The organism is Bradyrhizobium sp. 27S5, assembly GCF_037217225.1.
Lineage (GTDB): Bacteria > Pseudomonadota > Alphaproteobacteria > Rhizobiales > Xanthobacteraceae > Bradyrhizobium > Bradyrhizobium septentrionale.
The window spans coordinates 2,724,850-2,741,907 of the sequence record NZ_CP147714.1 but is presented as its reverse complement, the minus strand read 5'-3'; the positions used below and the strand labels follow the sequence as shown (position 1 = coordinate 2,741,907).

Sequence of the window (17,058 nt, the reverse complement as noted above, 5' to 3'; positions counted from 1 at the left end):
CTTACTTCTCTCGCGGAACAAGTAGGCGCAACAGATCGATCTCGGTCTCGGACGCCCGCCGCCCGATCATCGCGCGCTCCATCGAATGATCGGGGCCGGAGCGGAAGCGCTGCATCATGCCGCAGCACATCACGCCCCAGCGCAGCGTGCCCATCACTTCCCAGAACATCACGCGATCGGGGTCAGCCTTGCGGCCGGCTTCTTCATAGCCTGCGAACAGGTCTTCGCGGGTGCCAAAGCCGCCGACCGGCTTGTCGATCTCACCGAAGCGCCACGAGTTGACGCAGATCCATCCCAGGTCCTCCATGGGATCGCCGGTATGCGCGAGCTCCCAGTCGAGCACCGCGCGCACCCCGTCGGGGCCGATGATCAGATTGCCGTGGCGAAAATCGCCATGCACCAGCGTGACGTCAGACGACGGACCGGGATCGTGATCGCGCAGCCAGCGCAGCGCCAGCTCGAACACCGGCCGCGGCCAGTTGAAGCTGTGATATTCGCGGGCGAGATCCTCGATCTCCCTGGTCGCGGTCAGGCTGCGCAGCTGCGGCAGCTTTGCCTGCGGCAGGCCATGAATGCCGGCGATGACGCGGCCGAGCTGGCGGGCCAGCATCGGGCGGGCGCCGGCATATTCCTCGTCGCGCAAAATTTTCCGCGCGATGGTCTCGCCTTCGACCCGCGCCATGATGAAGCCGCGGCCGAGGCCGTCCTCCGGCGTCAGCACATGCAACACCTTGGGCGACGGCAGGCCCGCGTCGTGCGCAAGCTGCATCAGCGTGGCCTCGGCATCGAGGCCGGCGGCACGGCCCGGCGCCGCACCATAGCCCGGCGGCGCGCGGCGCAGGATCGCGCCGATCGTGCCGCTCGGGTGGACGATGTCGAACGTCCAGGTCTCCTGGCTGGCGCCGCCGGAGAGCTTTGCGGCGCCACTGACGCCGGTCGCGCCGGGATGAAAGGAGGCGACGCAGCGGGTGAGCTCGGTCTCGATCATTTGCCCTTGAACTTCGCCGGACGCTTCTCGAGGAATGCGGCGACGCCTTCCTTGAAATCCTCGGCGCTGCCCGCGATGCGCTGCGACTCGAATTCCAGATTGAGCTGCTCCTCGAACGAATTCTCCGGGCTGTCCCAGTAAAGCTTGCGGATCAGCGACAGCGCGACCGTCGGGCCATTGGCGAGCTCATGCGCGAGCTTCATGGTTTCCTCCATCAGCGCGCCGTCGTCATAGACGCGGTTGACGAGGCCCCATTCCAGCGCCTTCTCGGCCGGCAGCCGCTCACCGAGCAGCGACAGCTCGACCGAGCGCGCCTTGCCGATCAGCCGCGGCAGCAGCCAGGTCGAGCCGCAATCCGGCACCAGGCCGATGCGGCGGAACGCCTGCAGGAAATACGACGAGCGCGCGCACAGCACCAAATCGCCCATCAATGCAAAACTCATCCCGGCGCCGGCGGCCGGACCGTTCACCGCGGTCACGATCGGACAGTGCAGCTTACGCAATCGGCGCAGGAACGGATGGAATGCGGTCTCCAGCGCGGCGCCGGCGTTGCTCTTGCCCGGCTTCGCTTGCGTGTTGCGGCCCTGCAGATTGGCGCCGGTGCAGAAGGCGCGGCCGGCACCGGTGATGACCAGGCAGCGCACCTCGTCGCGCTTGTCGTCGATCGCATCCATTGCCTCGGCAAGCCCGCCCAGCATGTCGAGCGAGACCGCGTTCATGACTTCCTGATGGTCGAGCTTGAGGATCGCGACCGATCCGTCGAAGTCGAGCGTGACGTGTTTGAACTGCATGGTTTCCTCTTTACGTTGCTTCGGCGGTTGGTACCGCGGTAGGTCGATGCTTCGACCCATATTTGATTTTTGTGCCGGGCTTGTCCATGGTTGCCGCCAAGCTCGTCCCGAGGCGCACGATTAACGCGCGCCAAACCAAATGGAAACCCCAATGAGTGGCATCTTCGATCTCACCGGCCGCGTCGCCGTCATCACCGGCGGCAATGGCGGCATCGGCCTTGGCATCGCGCAGGCGCTGAACGCCGCCGGCTGCAACGTCGCGATCTGGGGCCGCAACGCCGAGAAAAATGCCAACGCGGCGGCTTCGATGAAGGCCGGGCCCGGCAAGGTCGCAACGCAATTCTGCGACGTCACCGATCCCGGCTCGGTCAAGACCGCGATGAAGGCGACGCTCGACACCTTCGGCCGCGTCGACGGCTGCTTCGCCAATGCCGGCATCGGCGGCGGCGGACGCCGCTCCTTCATCGACCGCACCGAGGAAGAATGGCGAAAAATGTTCGCGACCAATCTCGACGGCGTGTTTCATGTGTTCCAGGCCGCGGCGCGCCACATGACCGAGCGCGCCGAGGCGGGCGACAGATTCGGCCGGCTGGTGGCGACCTCGAGCCTCGCCTCGCTGTTCGGCACCGCGCGCAACGAGCACTATGCCGGCACCAAGGCCGCGCTGAACGCGCTGTGCCGCGCGCTCGGCGTCGAGCTCGCCCGCCACGGCGTCACCGCGAACGCGATCCTGCCCGGCTGGATCAAGAGCGACATGACCGCGGGCATCATGGCCAACGACAAATTCGTCGCCAACGTGATGCCGCGCATCCCGCTGCGCCGCTTCGGCGAGCCGAGCGATTTCGGCGGCATCGCCGTCTACATCATGAGCAAGGCATCGTCCTATCATACGGCGGATTGTTTTGTGATCGATGGCGGGTACACGGCGTTCTGACGACGTTGCTGCCGCCACGTCCGCAACTGTCGTCCTGGCGAAAGCCAGGACCCAGAACCCACTGCATTTGGTTATGAGCGGGATCGTGGCTCCAGCGTCGCGCAGCAACACATGCGTGGGGTAATGGGTCCCGGCCTTCGCCGGGACGACACTGAGTGTGTTGCACGGTTTGTGGGTCATACATCCGCATCCTCGCGGCGCTGAAGCGTCCGAGTCTTGCGTTAACTTGCTCCCTCATCAAGCAGAGGGCGCAGGGAAAGCCCGGGGCTACCTCTCCCCACCCTCTCCCGCAAGGGGGAGGGAGCCTAAGCGGCGTGCTCACCTCGCCGTCATTCCGGGTTCTCACTTCGCGAGCCCTCAGGTGCGCAATTGCGCACCGGGGAATGACGAAGCTTCAGCACTGCCGCGCGACGTGAGGCCGCTTCCGCCGCGGCAAATCTGCTGCTAGCGTTCGACCGGCATGCACGCGGCGTGCGGGACATCGCGCAGCATTGCGGCGCGCCAAGACAAGCAGGGAGGATATTTCAGATGTTTTCACACGTGATGGTTGGCACCAACGATCTGGACAAGGCCAAGGCGTTCTATGACGCGTTGCTGGCCACGCTCGATGTCCGGCCGGCCCGGGTCGACGGTCACCGCATTATGTACCTCACCAGGGCCGGCATTTTCATGGTTTCCAAGCCGATCAACGGCGAACCGGCGACGCACGCCAATGGCGGCACGATCGGCTTTGCCTGCAATTCGCCCGAACAGGTCGACGCCTGGCACGCGGCCGGCGTCGCCAATGGCGGCAAGCCCTGCGAGGACCCGCCCGGCGTGCGGGAAGGTTCTGGCGTCAAGCTCTACCTCGCCTATCTGCGCGATCTCGACGGCAACAAGATCTGCGCGATGCACCGGATAGCCTGAGCGCCTGCCGCCAAATTCGATCTTGAGACCGACGGCGTTTAAACAACGTTTTAAACGCTGTCGCGATATTCCGCGATGCGGCAGGGATCACGCCGAAAAGCATGCTCGCGCTTCGCAAATCCTAAGTCTATTGTCGGCCGCAACGCGAAATCTCGCTGATGGGAGGACCAAGAATGAAACACGCCTATATCCCGCGAACCACGACCTACAATCTCAATCCTGGAGAAGAACTCAACGATCTCAGGATGTCGGACGAGGTTCGTCCGCTTTACGAGCACGTCAAGAAGTTCATCCGTGAGACCGTCGATCCGATGTCGGTCGAGTTCATGCGGCTCGCCGAGGGCAAGAAGGACCGTTGGAGCTTCACGCCGGAGCAGCTCGCGGTACTGCAGAAGGCCAAGGACAAGGCCAAGGAGGAAGGGCTGTGGAACTTCTTCCTGCCCGATGACGAGACCGGCCAGGGCCTGAAGAACCTCGACTATGCCTATATCGCCGTCGAGCTTGCGAAGAATCCGCTGGCGTCGGAGACCATGAACTGCTCCGCGCCCGACACCGGCAACATGGAAGTGCTGGAGCGCGTCGGCACCAAGGAGCAGAAGGAGAAGTGGCTGAAGCCGCTGCTCAACGGTGAGATCCGCTCGGCCTATGCGATGACCGAGCCGAACGTCGCCTCCTCCGATGCCAAGAACATCTCGACCACCGCAAAGCTGGTCGGCGACGAGTGGGTGATCAACGGCGAGAAGTACTACATCTCCGGTGCCGGCGATCCGCGCTGCAAAATCATGATCGTGATGGTGAAGACCAATCCGGACGCCGCGCCAAGCAAGCAGCAGTCGCAGATCCTGGTCCCGATCGATACCCCCGGCGTCGAGATCCTCGGCCCCATGCACGTGTTCGGCCATGACCATGCGCCGCGCGGCCACATGCATCTGCGCTTCAACAATTGCCGGGTGCCGAAGGAGAACATGCTGCTCGGCGAAGGCCGCGGCTTCGAGATCTCGCAGGTTCGCCTCGGCCCGGGCCGCATCCATCACTGCATGCGCACGATCGGCAAGGCCGAAAAGGCGCTCGACCTGATGGTGTCGCGTGGCCTGACCCGCGAAGCCTTCGGCAAGAAGATCGCTCATCTTGGCGGCAATTTGCAGATCATCGCGCAGGCGCGCTGCGAGATCGAAGCGATGCGGCTGATGGTGCTCAAGGCTGCCAAGGCGATGGACGTGCTCGGCAACAAGGAAGCGCGGATCTGGGTCAGCATGGTCAAGGCCATGGTGCCGGAGCGCACCTGCAAGATCATCGACCAGGCGATCCAGATGCACGGCGCCACCGGCATTTCGCAATGGAGCCCGCTCGGCGAGATGTACCAGGACGTCCGCCATCTGCGCTTCGCCGACGGTCCGGACGAGGTGCACTGGATGGTGGTCGGCCGCCACGAGCTGAGCATGCCGTAGTCTATCCTCTCCCTCTCCCCGCTCTTCGCGGGGAGAGGGTTGGGGTGAGGGGCTGCCTCCGCGAGCGAGCCGAACGTTGAGACCTGTACCCCCTCACCCGGATTGCTGCGCAATCCGACCTCTCCCCGCAAGCGGGGCGAGGTAAGCAAGAGAGCAAGTTTGCAAGGCGGGTGCGCGCAAGCTAACCCGCCTTTTGCTTTCTTGCCGGCTGGCGGCGGGTTACGCTTCCGCCTTCGCTCTTCGAGCTACGGCGGACAGGTCGCTAACCCCTACACATTGTCGGATCACCCCATGGAATATTCCCCAAGCGACCTCACCCAGCGCGAACGCTACAAGGTGCTGACCTCCTTCGTGCTGCCGCGGCCGATCGCCTGGGTGACCAGCATCGGGCCGGATGGCGTGGTCAATGCGGCGCCGTTTTCGTTCTTCAACGTGTTCTGCGAAGACCCGCCGCTCTGCATGTTCGCGGTCAACCGAAGGCCCGACGGCCGCGAGAAGGACACCTTCATCAACATCCAGCGCACAGGTGAGTTCGTGGTCAATCTCACCGACGAGCCGCTGGCGCGCGCGATGCACGAGACGAGCGGCGACTTCCCGCCCGAGATCGGCGAGCCCGATTATCTCGGCCTCAAGCTCGCGCCCTCAAGCAAGATTGCGGTGCCCCGGCTTACCGACACGCCGTTCGCGATGGAGTGCAAGACCTGGAAGCTGATCGACGTCAACGGCGACCGCCAGCTGATCATGGGCGAAGGCATCCACTTCCACATCCGCGACGAATTGTGGGACCACGAGGCGATGCGCGTGCACATGGAGCGCTACCACCCGATCGGCCGCATGTTCGCCGATCGTTATTGCCGCACCGACGACCGCGTGGTGTTTCCCTCGGCCGAGGGCGCGCAGAAGAAATAGCCGAGGACGATAAAATGAGTGAAGCATTCCGCGACAACGAGGCGCAGAGCCGGTTCGAGCTCAAAGTCGACGGCGCCACCGCCTTCGTGGTCTATCGCAAGACGCCGGATACGATCACGCTGGTTCATACCGAGGTGCCGCCGGAGCTCGGCGGCCGCGGCATCGGCTCAAAGCTCGCTCGCGCCACGCTGGACGCGGTGCGCGCGCAGGGCATTAAGCTCGTCGTGAAGTGCGAGTTCATCCAGGGTTTTATGAAGAAGCATCCGGAGTACGACGATTTGCTTCAATGATGCGTAGGGCGGGTTAGCGAAGCGTAACCCGCCGATGTCTTCCGCGCACGAGGGCGGATTGCGATTCGCTAGTTCGTCGTCATGGCCGGGCTTGTCCCGGCCATCCACGTCTTTCAGGCCGCATTGAAGCAAAGACGTGGATGCCCGGCACAAGGCCGGGCATGACGAGTTTCACCGAGAGGCCGAAGCTTACTGGCGACGCTACGACGCCGCCAGCTCGCCGATCTTGTCCTGCGTCCTGGTTTCGAAATCGCTGGCGTCGTGGCGCTCGTGGAGCTGGCTCGAGGGCTCGCCCCAGGTGCGATTGACCATGCGGCCGCGCTTCACCGCAGGCCTCGCCGCGATCGCATCGGTCCAGCGCTGCACGTTCTTGTAGTCCTGCACCGAGAGGAATTCACCGCCACCGTAGAGCAAGCCTTTTGCAAGGCCGCCGTACCACGGCCAAACCGCCATGTCGGCGATAGTATAGACATCGCCCGCGAGATATTCGTTGTCGGCGAGACGGCGGTCGAGCACGTCGAGCTGGCGCTTCACCTCCATCGCAAAGCGATCGATGGCGTATTCGATCTTGGTCGGGGCGTAGGCATAGAAATGCCCGAAGCCGCCACCGAGATAGGGCGCGGCACCCATCTGCCAGAACAGCCAGGAGAAGGTTTCGGCACGGGTCTTGGCGTCGGTCGGCAGGAACGCGCCGAACTTTTCCGCCAGATAAACCAGGATCGAGCCCGACTCGAACACCCTGATCGGCTCCGGAGAGCTGCGGTCCATCAGCGCCGGGATCTTCGAGTTCGGATTGACCGCGACAAAGCCGCTGCCGAACTGGTTGCCGTCGATCTTGATCAGCCAGGCGTCGTATTCCGCGCCCTTGTGGCCGGCGGCGAGCAACTCCTCCAGCATCACCGTGACCTTCACGCCGTTCGGTGTCGCCAGCGAGTAGAGTTGCAGCGGATGGCGGCCGACCGGCAGTTCCTTGTCATGGGTCGGGCCGGCGATTGGCCGGTTGATGCTGGCGAAACGCCCGCCGCTCTCCTTGTTCCAGGTCCAGACTTTCGGCGGCTCGTAGGCAGGGGTGTCAGTCACGTCATTGGCTCCCGATTTACGTTTTTCCAAGGTGGCGCGGCGACCGCCGTGCATGCCCGCACTAGATGGTGGGCACAGCTGGCTTTGCCCACCCCGCTCTCTCGCATTTTCTACCTTGCGGAATGCGCCGCGAGGGATGCAGCCAGAGCAGCGCTTGCACGCAAGATCGCCGTAGCCGAAACCGGCTTGGCTTAGCCATCCAGGATGCGCTAGCGTCGCGGAAGCCTGATGCCAACAAGCACAAAAACGGCTGCCGGGAGAACCGCTCCATGAAATCACCGATCTGCGACATGCTGGGAATCGATTTCCCCCTGCTCGCTTTCAGCCACTGCCGCGACGTGGTGGCGGCGGTCAGCCGCGCCGGCGGCTTTGGCGTGTTCGGCGCGACCGCGCACACGCCGGACACGTTAGAGCAGGAGCTGAAGTGGATCGATGCGCATGTCGACGGCAAGCCTTATGGCATCGACGTGCTGATCCCGGAAAACATCTCGACCGCGGGTGAGAAGAACGTCACCTGGAAGAGCCTGGAGGCGCGCGTCTCGCAGGAGCACCGCGACTTCACCCGCAATCTGCTGAAGAAGTACGACATCGAGCTGACGAGCCGGAATGTCGCCGACAACCAGCCGCAGCCGTTCGATGCCGAGACCGCGCTGCAACTGCTCGAGGTCTCGTTCCGGCATCCGATCAGGCTGATTGCGAACGCGCTCGGCGTGCCGCCGAAGGCGATGATCGAGATGGGCCGCAAGCACGGCGTGCCGGTCGCAGCCCTGGTCGGCTCCAAGGAGCACGCGCTGCGCCAGGTCGCGGCCGGCGTCGACATCCTGGTCGCACAGGGCACCGAGGCCGGCGGCCATTGCGGCGAGGTCTCGACCATGGTGCTGGTGCCCGAGGTGATCAAGGCGGTCAGGAAGATCCGTGACGTGCCGGTGCTCGCCGCCGGCGGCATCATGACCGGCAGCCAGATGGCGGCCTGCATGGCGATGGGCGCGGCTGGCGCCTGGACCGGCTCGGTGTGGCTTGCCACCGTGGAGTCTGAGACCTCGGAGATTTTCCGCGAGAAGATGATCGCGGCGTCCTCGCGCGATGCGATCCGCTCCAAGGGCCGCACCGGCAAGCCGGCGCGGCAGCTCCGCTCGGTCTGGACCGACGCCTGGGACCGCTCGCCGGACAGCCCCGGCGCGCTGCCGATGCCGCTGCAAAGCATCATCAGCCGCGACGCCTTCAACGCCATCGACCGCGCCGCCGCGGCCGGCAACGAGAAGGCGCGCGATCTCGTCACCTACTTCGTCGGCCAGGGCGTCGGCCTGATCGACAGCGTTAAGTCGGCCGGCGTCGTGGTGCAGGAGTTCAAGGAAGACTTTGTCGAAGCCGTCGAGCACATGAATGCGCTGGTGGCGGAGTAGAGTACGTGGCCCATCCTTCGAGGCTCGCTACGCTCGCACCTCAGGATGACGCGTACCCCGTAGCCGTCCCCCCGCGCAACGGCGAAGCTGTTGTCGCTGAAGGTGCGAGCGCAGCGAGCCTCGAAGGGCGGCGGCGTACCAAAGAAAGTAAAGCAAGAAGAAATGACCACATCCTCTATCCCCGAAGACCGCATTCCCGTCATCGTCGGCGTCGGCGAGATCGTCGATCGTCCGAAGGACATCGCCGCCGGCCTCGAGCCGCTCACGCTGCTGGAACAGGCGCTGAAGCGCGCCGAAGCCGACAGCGGGGCCAAGCTGCTCTCCGAGTTGCAGTCGCTCGACGTCGTCAACTTCCTGAGCTGGCGCTATCGCGATCCCGAGAAGCAGCTCGCGCAGCGGCTCGGCGTTGCGCCGGCGCATCTCTATTACGGGCCGGTCGGCGGCGAGAGCCCGATCCGCTATCTGCACGAGGCAGCCCAGCGCATCGCGCGCGGCGAATGCAGCGTTGCCGCGGTGTGCGGTGCGGAGGCGCAGTCGACCGCGACCAAGGCGCAGCGCGCCGGCGTCGAATTGCCGTGGACGCCGTTCGCGCACGACGTCGAGGAGCCGAAGCGCGGCGCCGCGTTCCAGAAGCCGCTGGCCGTGGCGCTTGGCGTCTTCAGGCCGATCACGGTCTATCCGCTCTATGAGTCCGCAACCTCGGCGCATTGGGGCCAGACGCCGCGCGAGGCGCTGAAGGAATCCGGCGACCTGTGGTCGACCTATGCGCGGGTTGCGGCCGACAATCCGAACTCCTGGCTGAAGAAGCGCTTCACCGGCGACGAGATTACCACCGCAACGCCTGATAATCGGATGATCGCGTGGCCGTATACAAAACTGATGGTGGCGAACCCGACGGTGAACATGGGCGGCGCGCTGATCCTGACCAGCCTTGCGAAAGCGCGCGCCGCAGGCGTGCCGGAAGAGAAGCTGATCTATCCGCTCGGCGGCGCCTCGGCGGAAGAGCCGCGCGACTATCTGATCCGCGACCAGTTCGTCGAGAGCCACGCGCAGAATGCGGTGCTGAAGGCGGTGATGGACCTCGTCGGCGGCGACGGCAGGAAGTTCGACGCGATCGAGCTCTATAGCTGTTTCCCCTGCGTGCCGAAGATGGCGCGCCGCACGCTGGGCCTCGGAGCCGACGTGCAGCCGACCGTGACCGGCGGGCTGACGTTCTTCGGCGCGCCGCTCAACACCTACATGACGCATTCGGCCTGCGCGATGGTGCGCAAGCTCCGCAGCGGCGGCACGCTCGGCCTGCTCTACGGCCAGGGCGGCTTCGTCACCAAACATCACGGCCTGGTGCTGTCGCGCGCGGCGCCGACGGCCGCACTCAAGCAGGACACCTCCGTGCAGGCGGAAGCCGACCGCAACAGGCGCGACGTGCCCGACTTCACCGCCGAGGCCGCGGGCAAGGGCAAGGTCGAGGCCTTCACCGTGATCTATCGCGCCAATGGCGAGGTCGAGCATGGCGTCACCATGCTGCGCACCGAGGACGGCCGCCGCACGCTCGGCCGCATCCCGGCAAGCGACACCGCGACCCTGGCGTATCTGCAGGATATGGATCGCACGCCGGTCGGCACGCTCGGCGACATCGTCACGGCGGCTGACGGCGTGCTGGAATGGCGGGTGAGGTAGGAACTCTCGCCGCAGGCGCGGTGTAAGGCTCCCTCGCCCCGCTCTTGCGGGGAGAGGGTTGGGGTGAGGGGCTCTCTCCGCGAGACGTGAGCGCAGTTAGACCTGTACCCCCTCACCGGGATTGCATCTCACGATGCAACGTAGCTGAAGCTTCGCTTCAGCGTTCTTAAGAGACGGCCGCCGGAGGCGGCCTACGCCTCTCCCCGCAAGCGGGGCGAGGTCAGGGCTGCCTACGCATCAGCCAAAAACGAAAATGCCCGGGACAAGCCCGGGCATGACGAAGTAAGGGCGACGAACGCCCTACCCCTTCGCGTCCTGCTTCTCGGACGCCGTGGTCGGCTTGCCCTTGGCGCCGGCGCCGGTCACGCGCACGTGGTCGCCGTCGGCGAGGCCGTCCGGCGGGGCGGTGATGATGCGGTCGTCGGGGGCGAGGCCCGAGGCGATCTCGATCTCCTTGCCGAGGTCGCGGCCGATCTTCACGGTCTTGAACAGCACCTTGTCGTCAGGGCCGACGGTCGCGACCCGCAGGCCGTTGCTGTTGAAGATCAGCGCGCTGGCGGGAATGCTGAGCGGCGTGGAGTCGCGCTGCAGATTGAGCTTCACGCTGGCGTAGCTGCCCGGCATCAGCTCGCCGGAGGAGTTGTCGAGCCCGAGCTGCATCCGCGTCGTGCCGGAGGCGACATCGACCGCCTGCGAGGAAGCTTCCACCGTCGCCTGGAAGGTGCGGTTCGGGTAATCCGGCAACACCAGAGCGGCCTTGGCGCCCATCTTGATCGCCGGGACGTAATTCTGCGGCACGTTGACATAAACGCGCAGCTTGGTGATGTCGGAAACCGTGAACATCGCCGGGCCGGAGTTGCCGCCGGCATTGATCAGCGCGCCGACGTCGGTGTCGCGCGAGGTCACCACGCCGTCGAACGGCGCCGTGATCTTCTTGTAACCGGCGAGCGCTTCGAGCCGCTCGACATTGGCCTGGCCGGCCTTGACCGCACCGTTCTTGTTGGAGAGGTCGGCGGTGCGCTCGTCGATCTCCTGGGCGGAGACGAAGTTCGAGGCGACCAGCGTCTTGCGTCGGTTCAGCGTCGCTTCGGAGAGCTTGGCTGAGGCCTGGGCGCTGGCAAGATCGGCGCGCGCCTGCAGCAATTGCTGGTCGAGGTCGGGCGCCTCGATTTCGGCGATCACCTGGCCGGCCTTGACGCGGGCTCCGATGTCGACGTCCCAGGTCTTCAGGTAGCCGGAAACCCGGGCGAAGATCGGGGCGCGGGAATAGGCCTCGAGCCGGCCCGGCAGGTCGATGGTGGGAGTGAGCGCCTTGGCGGTCGGCAGTGCCACCGCGACGGTCGGAACGGCCTGGTCGTCGGTCCATTCCTTTAAGCGTGAGTCCTGCTCCTCGCGGGCACGGATCCCGGTGCCGACGATCAGGCCGGCGCCGACCAGCGCCACCACGCCGAAGATGCCCAGTTTCCGGCGCGAAACCGGCGGGCGCTGTTCAGTGGGCGGCATGCGGAATCTCCGATGAGGCGGCGGCTTTGGCGCCTTGCTTCTTGTGTACCATACTGAATACCACGGGAACAAACATCAGCGTCGCGAAGGTTGCAAAGATCAGGCCGCCGATCACGGCCCGGCCCAGCGGCGCATTCTGCTCGCCGCCCTCGCCCAGCCCCAGCGCCATCGGCGCCATGCCGATGATCATGGCGAGCGCGGTCATCAGCACCGGGCGGAACCGGACGAACCCGGCCTCCAGCGCCGCCGCGACAGGATCGCCGAGCTCCTCATAGCGCTCGCGCGCGAAGCTGATCACCAGCACACTGTTGGCGGTCGCCACGCCCATGCACATGATGGCCCCGGTGAGCGCCGGAACCGACAGCGTGGTCTCGGTCGTGAACAGCATCCAGACGATGCCGGCAAGTGCTGCGGGCAGCGCCGTGATGATCACGAACGGGTCCGACCAGGACTGGAAGTTCACCACGATCAGGAAGTAGATCAGCACGACCGCGCCGAGCAGGCCGAACAGCAGACCGGTGAAGGCCGAGTTCATGGTCTGCACCTGGCCGAGCAGCACCACCGAGGAGCCCTTCGGCACTTCCTTGGCGGTGTCGGCGATCAGCTGGCGCACGTCGGTGGCGACGCCGCCGAGATCGCGGCCCTGCGTCGTCGCGTAGATCTGCACCAGCGACTGGATGTCGTATTGCGAGACCACCGCGCTCGAGGTGGCGCGCTTGATGTCGGCGATGCCGCCGAGGATCGGCGCCTGGGTGTTGCCGGTCGCGGTGATCGGCAGCGTCTGCAGCGCGCTCAGCGAGTCGATCTGGTATTGCGGCGTCTGCATCACGATCGAATACGACACGCCGTTGTCCGGGTTGAGGTAGTAGGTCGGCGCGATCTGCGACGAGCCGGCGAGGTTGACCACCAGCGAGTTGGTGACGTCGCGTTCGGTCAGGCCGACATATTGCGCGCGGGTGCGGTCGACATCGATGTTGAAGGTCGGGTTGTTCGGCGACTGCTGGATCCGGGCGTCGGCGATGCCGGGGATGCGCTTGATCCTGGCGAGCAGCTTGTTGGCATAGGCGAAGTTGGCGTCGAGATTGGTTCCGCGGATCTGCAAATCGATCGGCGCCGGCGCGCCGAAGTTCAAGATCTGGCTGACGATGTCGGCCGGCAGGAACGCGAAGCTGGTGCCCGGGAACAGCCGCGGCAATTGCTCACGCAGTGTGCGGACATGCTCCTCGGTCGGCCTGTGGCCTTCTTTCAGCCGGATCTGGATGTCGCCGTCCTGCGGACCGATCACGCCGGTGTTGTTGTAGGTCATGTTGATGCCGGAGATCGGCATGCCGATGTTGTCGGTCATGGTCTCGATCTCGCCGGGGACCAGCTTGCGGATCGCCTTCTGGATGTCGGCGAGCTGATTGGCGGTCTCCTCGACGCGGGTGCCGACCTGGGTGCGGACATGCATCAGGATGTTGCCGGCATCGACCGACGGGAAGAAATTGCGCCCGAGCAACGGCACCAGCAGGAACGATGCGGCGACGACCGCAAGGAAGCCGGTCACGAACACCGTGCGATGACCGAGCGCCATTGCGAGCAGGCCGCGATAGCCGCTGCGGATGCGCTCGAACCGCGCCTCGAAGCCGCGCTGGAACCAGACCAGGGGATTGCGCGATTTCGGCGGCGCGCCCTCGTGATGCACATGCGGCTGCAAGAGATAGTTCGCCATCGTCGGCACCAGAGTGCGCGACAGGATGAACGACCAGATCATCGCGAACATCACCGCTTCGGCCATCGGTACGAACAGGAAGCGCGCCACGCCTGACAGAAAGAACATCGGCACGAACACGATGCAGATACAGAGCAGCGAGACGAAGGCCGGCGTCACGATCTGGTTGGCGCCGTCGAGGATCGACTGCTCGACCGGCTTGCCCTGCTCGAGGTGGTAGTTGATGTTCTCGATCGTCACCGTGGCGTCGTCGACCAGGATGCCGACCGCGAGCGCGAGGCCGCCGAGCGTCATGATGTTCAGCGTCTCGCCGATCAGGGACAGCATGATGATGGCGCCCAGCACCGACAGCGGGATCGACACCGCGATGATGACGGTCGAGCGCCAGCTGCCGAGGAACAGCAGGATCATCACGCTGGTCAGGAGCGCTGCGATCACGCCCTCGAAGGCGACGCCGGTAATCGCACCGCGGACGAACACCGACTGGTCGCCGATGAAGCCGATCTTGAGCGCGTCGGGCATCTGGTCCTTGACGTCGATCACCTTCTGCTTGATGCCGGAGATGATATCGAGCGTCGAGGTGGCGCCGGCCTTCAGCACCATCATCAACACCGAACGGTTGCCGTCGACATGAACGATGTTGGTCTGCGGCGGGTTGCCGTCGCGGACGGTGGCGACGTCGCGCACATAGACCATTGCGCCGTTGACCTGCTTGATCGGCAGATCGCCGAGTTCCTCCATCCGGAGCGGCGAGTTGTTGAGGTTTACGGTGTATTCGAAATTGCCGATCTTCTGGGTGCCGACCGGCGTGATCAGGTTCTGCGCGGCGAGTGCGTTGGCAACGTCCTGGCCCGACAGGCCGCGGGCCTGCAGCGCCGTCGAATTGAGATCGATCTGAACCTGGCGCTGCTTGCCGCCGAACGGATAAGGGATCGCGGCGCCGGGCACCGTGACCAGCGGCGTGCGCAGCTGGTTGATGCCGATATCGGCGAGGTTCTGCTCGGTGAGGCCTTCGCCCGACAGCGCGACCTGGATGATCGGAACCGTCGAGGCGCTGTAGTTCAGGATCAGCGGCGGCGTCGCGCCCGGCGGCATCTGCTTGAGCAGGGTCTGCGAGATCGCAGTGACCTGCGCGTTGGCGGTGCGGATGTCGACACTGGGCTGGAAGAAGATCTTGATGATACCGAACCCGTTATACGAGTTGGCGGTGATGTGCTCGATGTCGTTGACGGTCGTGGTCAGCGCGCGCTGAAACGGCGTGGTGATGCGGCCGGACATCTGGTCGGGCGGCAGGCCGGTGTACTGCCACACCACGCCGATCACGGGGATGCGGATATCTGGAAAGATGTCGGTCGGCGTGCGCAGCGCCGCCAGCGGTCCGATAATCAGCAGCAGGATCGCGAGCACGACGAAAGTATACGGCCGGCTCAGCGCGATACGGACCAGTGCGATCATAAAAGAGATATTCCCGAAATAGAGCCCGCCCAGGCAGAGGAATCGGCGTTCCAAATGCCGTTCCGCAAAGGCCGATTTACCCGAAGCATGGCAAAAAGGCCAACGCGGGAAACGCAGTTGGCCTTCACTTCCTTGGCATAGCTCCAGAAATGGGCGCGCCTGATCGCCCCCTGTGCGCTAGGCCGCGCGTATCGTGCCCAGGAACCTGCCGACCTCGATCTTGAGGCGCGCGCTGTCACTTGAAAGTGACTGCGCTGCCGAAAGAACCTGCGAGGAGGCCGAGCCGGTCTCGGTGGCGCCACGCTGCACGTCCGTGATGTTGGCCGAGACGTGCTGGGTACCCTGCGCGGCCTGCAGAACGTTGCGGGAAATCTCCTGGGTCGCGGCGCCCTGCTCTTCCACGGCGGCAGCGATCGTCGAGGATATCTCCGACAGCCGCTCGATGGTCGACGAGATCTCCTTGATCGCACCGACCGACTCCTGCGTCGCGGCCTGGATGCCGGAAATCTGCTGGCCGATCTCGCCCGTTGCCTTCGCGGTCTGCTCGGCCAGCGCCTTCACCTCGGACGCCACGACCGCGAAGCCGCGGCCGGCATCGCCGGCCCGCGCCGCCTCGATGGTAGCGTTCAGCGCCAACAGGTTGGTCTGGCCGGCGATGGTGTTGATCAGCTCGACGACGTCGCCGATGCGCGCGGCGGCCTTCGACAGCTCGCTGACCCGATCGTTGGTGGTACGGGCCTGGTCGACCGCGTCGTTGGCCATCCGGGCCGATTCCTGGACCTGCCGGCTGATCTCGTTGACGGACGACGACAACTCTTCGGTGGCCGAAGATACCGACTGGACATTGGCGGACGCTTGTCCGGAAGCCGCCGCCACCACGGTCGCCAGCTGTTGCGAGCGTTCGGCCGTGGCGGTCAGGGTGTTGGCGGAGGCCTCCAGTTCGGTCGAAGCGGACGACACCGTCTCGACGATATGGCCGATCGCGCTTTCGAAGCCATCGGCGAGTTGCATCATGTCGGCCTTGCGCCGCACGGCGGCCTGCTGGTCGGCCTCCTGCTGCTCACGCTTCAGACGCTCGACTTCGAGCCCGTTCGCCTTGAACACCTCGACGCTGCGGGCCATCTCGCCGATCTCGTCGCGACGCTGCTTGCCCGGGACATCGGCACTGAGGTCGTTGCGAGCGAGCGCCTCCATCGCCGCCTTCAGGCGGGCGATGGGCCGCGACATTCCCGCGATCCCAATCCACATCGCGACCGCGAGGCCCAGCAAGAGACCGGCTGCAGCCGTCATCTGCACGGTACTGATCGAAGAATCGGCCTCCGCCGTCATCGCATCGGATATCCTGTGCGCATCCGCCAGCAGATCGTCGACGAGTTTGACCTGGTCGGTAATCGCGGCCTCCATCAGCGGAACGCACTCCGCCTTGAGACGCGCGGCGGCTTTCATGTTCTCTTCGGGGGAGGTGGTCGTCGCCGCGTATTCGATCCCGGGATCGCAGACCACGAAAGCCTTCTCGAAACCGGCAAGGATGGGTTTGATGGCCGTCCCCTTCTCTGGCATGCGGTCGAGCACCTCCGACATGCCTGCTTTATAGGCCTTTTCGCTGGACCTGGTCTTGGCCAGATATTTGACGTTGCCTTCGTCGGTGGTTTCCACGGCGAGCTGAAACGCCGCGGAAAGATAGGCTTCGGCATGACGCGTCATGCGCGTGGCCAGCGTCGTGTACTTGTCGACGCGCGTCACGACATCGGTGTTGGCATCGTCCATCGCCCTCATGCGTCGCGCTGCAAACAGCGTTTCTCCGATCATGACGACGCCGAGAATGCCAACGATCAGACCGACCTTCACGACGATCTTGAAATTATCCAGCCAGGACATCTCTCATCTTCCGATGCTGTTAATGACTTAAGGAATTCCGGACGTGCTTCGCGATCGCTCCGCCTTCAAAAAGCGAATCGACATG

At 64.8% G+C, this 17,058-nt stretch carries 13 protein-coding genes; 7 read left to right on the top strand and 6 right to left on the bottom strand.

All coding sequences use genetic code 11. The features are described from left to right. Position 1 precedes the first annotated feature (1 nt). Positions 2-988, bottom strand: a complete 987-nt coding sequence (locus WDM24_RS12795) for a phosphotransferase family protein (protein WP_338831478.1) — start codon at positions 986-988, stop codon at positions 2-4. Then, complete coding sequence (locus tag WDM24_RS12790) at positions 985-1,779, bottom strand: enoyl-CoA hydratase/isomerase (protein WP_338698294.1); 795 nt, start codon at positions 1,777-1,779, stop codon at positions 985-987. The genes WDM24_RS12795 and WDM24_RS12790 overlap by 4 nt, the downstream gene beginning before the upstream one ends. A 151-nt stretch (positions 1,780-1,930) precedes the next feature. Between WDM24_RS12790 and WDM24_RS12785 the strand changes: the two genes are divergently transcribed. The 5 genes from WDM24_RS12785 (at position 1,931) to WDM24_RS12765 (ending at position 6,266) form a co-directional block, all read left to right on the top strand. After that, positions 1,931-2,713 (top strand): SDR family NAD(P)-dependent oxidoreductase, encoded by a 783-nt coding sequence (locus WDM24_RS12785; protein WP_029083964.1) that lies wholly within the window; start codon positions 1,931-1,933, stop codon positions 2,711-2,713. Positions 2,714-3,241: 528 nt separating this feature from the next. Beyond that, positions 3,242-3,619 (top strand): VOC family protein, encoded by a 378-nt coding sequence (locus tag WDM24_RS12780; RefSeq protein WP_338698290.1) that lies wholly within the window; start codon positions 3,242-3,244, stop codon positions 3,617-3,619. Positions 3,620-3,792: 173 nt separating this feature from the next. Further along, entirely contained in the window at positions 3,793-5,067 is a 1,275-nt protein-coding gene (locus WDM24_RS12775) for an acyl-CoA dehydrogenase family protein (protein WP_338831477.1), read from the top strand. A gap of 291 nt (positions 5,068-5,358) precedes the next feature. Further along, positions 5,359-5,976, top strand: coding sequence for a flavin reductase family protein (locus WDM24_RS12770; protein ID WP_338831476.1), 618 nt, complete (start codon positions 5,359-5,361; stop codon positions 5,974-5,976). Between the two features lie 14 nt (positions 5,977-5,990). After that, entirely contained in the window at positions 5,991-6,266 is a 276-nt protein-coding gene (locus tag WDM24_RS12765; protein ID WP_338831475.1) for a GNAT family N-acetyltransferase, read from the top strand. Positions 6,267-6,467: 201 nt separating this feature from the next. Here WDM24_RS12765 and yghU read toward each other — a convergent pair whose 3' ends face one another. After that, entirely contained in the window at positions 6,468-7,346 is an 879-nt protein-coding gene (yghU, locus tag WDM24_RS12760; protein ID WP_338831474.1) for a glutathione-dependent disulfide-bond oxidoreductase, read from the bottom strand. A gap of 269 nt (positions 7,347-7,615) precedes the next feature. On the opposite strand from yghU, the gene WDM24_RS12755 reads away from it, so the two are divergent. Further along, complete coding sequence (locus tag WDM24_RS12755; RefSeq protein ID WP_338831472.1) at positions 7,616-8,749, top strand: nitronate monooxygenase; 1,134 nt, start codon at positions 7,616-7,618, stop codon at positions 8,747-8,749. Between the two features lie 162 nt (positions 8,750-8,911). After that, on the top strand, positions 8,912-10,426 hold the full coding sequence (locus WDM24_RS12750; RefSeq protein ID WP_338831471.1) for an acetyl-CoA acetyltransferase: 1,515 nt from the start codon (positions 8,912-8,914) through the stop codon (positions 10,424-10,426). Between the two features lie 300 nt (positions 10,427-10,726). Here the strand turns inward: WDM24_RS12750 and WDM24_RS12745 are convergent, their stop codons facing one another. From WDM24_RS12745 to WDM24_RS12735, 3 genes are all read right to left on the bottom strand, one after another. Then, positions 10,727-11,929 (bottom strand): efflux RND transporter periplasmic adaptor subunit, encoded by a 1,203-nt coding sequence (locus tag WDM24_RS12745; protein WP_338831470.1) that lies wholly within the window; start codon positions 11,927-11,929, stop codon positions 10,727-10,729. After that, positions 11,916-15,095: an efflux RND transporter permease subunit gene (locus WDM24_RS12740; protein WP_338831469.1), complete on the bottom strand. Its 3,180-nt coding sequence runs from the start codon at positions 15,093-15,095 to the stop codon at positions 11,916-11,918. Before WDM24_RS12740 ends, WDM24_RS12745 begins: the two co-directional genes overlap by 14 nt. Positions 15,096-15,272: 177 nt before the next feature. After that, on the bottom strand, positions 15,273-16,973 hold the full coding sequence (locus WDM24_RS12735; RefSeq protein WP_338831468.1) for a HAMP domain-containing methyl-accepting chemotaxis protein: 1,701 nt from the start codon (positions 16,971-16,973) through the stop codon (positions 15,273-15,275). Positions 16,974-17,058: the final 85 nt, after the last annotated feature.

Coding starts and splice junctions, on each gene's coding strand:
- WDM24_RS12795 (WP_338831478.1), bottom strand. CDS start 988: ATGATCGAGACCGAGCTCACCCGCTGCGTCGCCTCCTTTCATCCCGGC.
- WDM24_RS12790 (WP_338698294.1), bottom strand. CDS start 1,779: ATGCAGTTCAAACACGTCACGCTCGACTTCGACGGATCGGTCGCGATC.
- WDM24_RS12785 (WP_029083964.1), top strand. CDS start 1,931: ATGAGTGGCATCTTCGATCTCACCGGCCGCGTCGCCGTCATCACCGGC.
- WDM24_RS12780 (WP_338698290.1), top strand. CDS start 3,242: ATGTTTTCACACGTGATGGTTGGCACCAACGATCTGGACAAGGCCAAG.
- WDM24_RS12775 (WP_338831477.1), top strand. CDS start 3,793: ATGAAACACGCCTATATCCCGCGAACCACGACCTACAATCTCAATCCT.
- WDM24_RS12770 (WP_338831476.1), top strand. CDS start 5,359: ATGGAATATTCCCCAAGCGACCTCACCCAGCGCGAACGCTACAAGGTG.
- WDM24_RS12765 (WP_338831475.1), top strand. CDS start 5,991: ATGAGTGAAGCATTCCGCGACAACGAGGCGCAGAGCCGGTTCGAGCTC.
- WDM24_RS12755 (WP_338831472.1), top strand. CDS start 7,616: ATGAAATCACCGATCTGCGACATGCTGGGAATCGATTTCCCCCTGCTC.
- WDM24_RS12750 (WP_338831471.1), top strand. CDS start 8,912: ATGACCACATCCTCTATCCCCGAAGACCGCATTCCCGTCATCGTCGGC.
- WDM24_RS12745 (WP_338831470.1), bottom strand. CDS start 11,929: ATGCCGCCCACTGAACAGCGCCCGCCGGTTTCGCGCCGGAAACTGGGC.
- WDM24_RS12740 (WP_338831469.1), bottom strand. CDS start 15,095: ATGATCGCACTGGTCCGTATCGCGCTGAGCCGGCCGTATACTTTCGTC.
- WDM24_RS12735 (WP_338831468.1), bottom strand. CDS start 16,973: ATGTCCTGGCTGGATAATTTCAAGATCGTCGTGAAGGTCGGTCTGATC.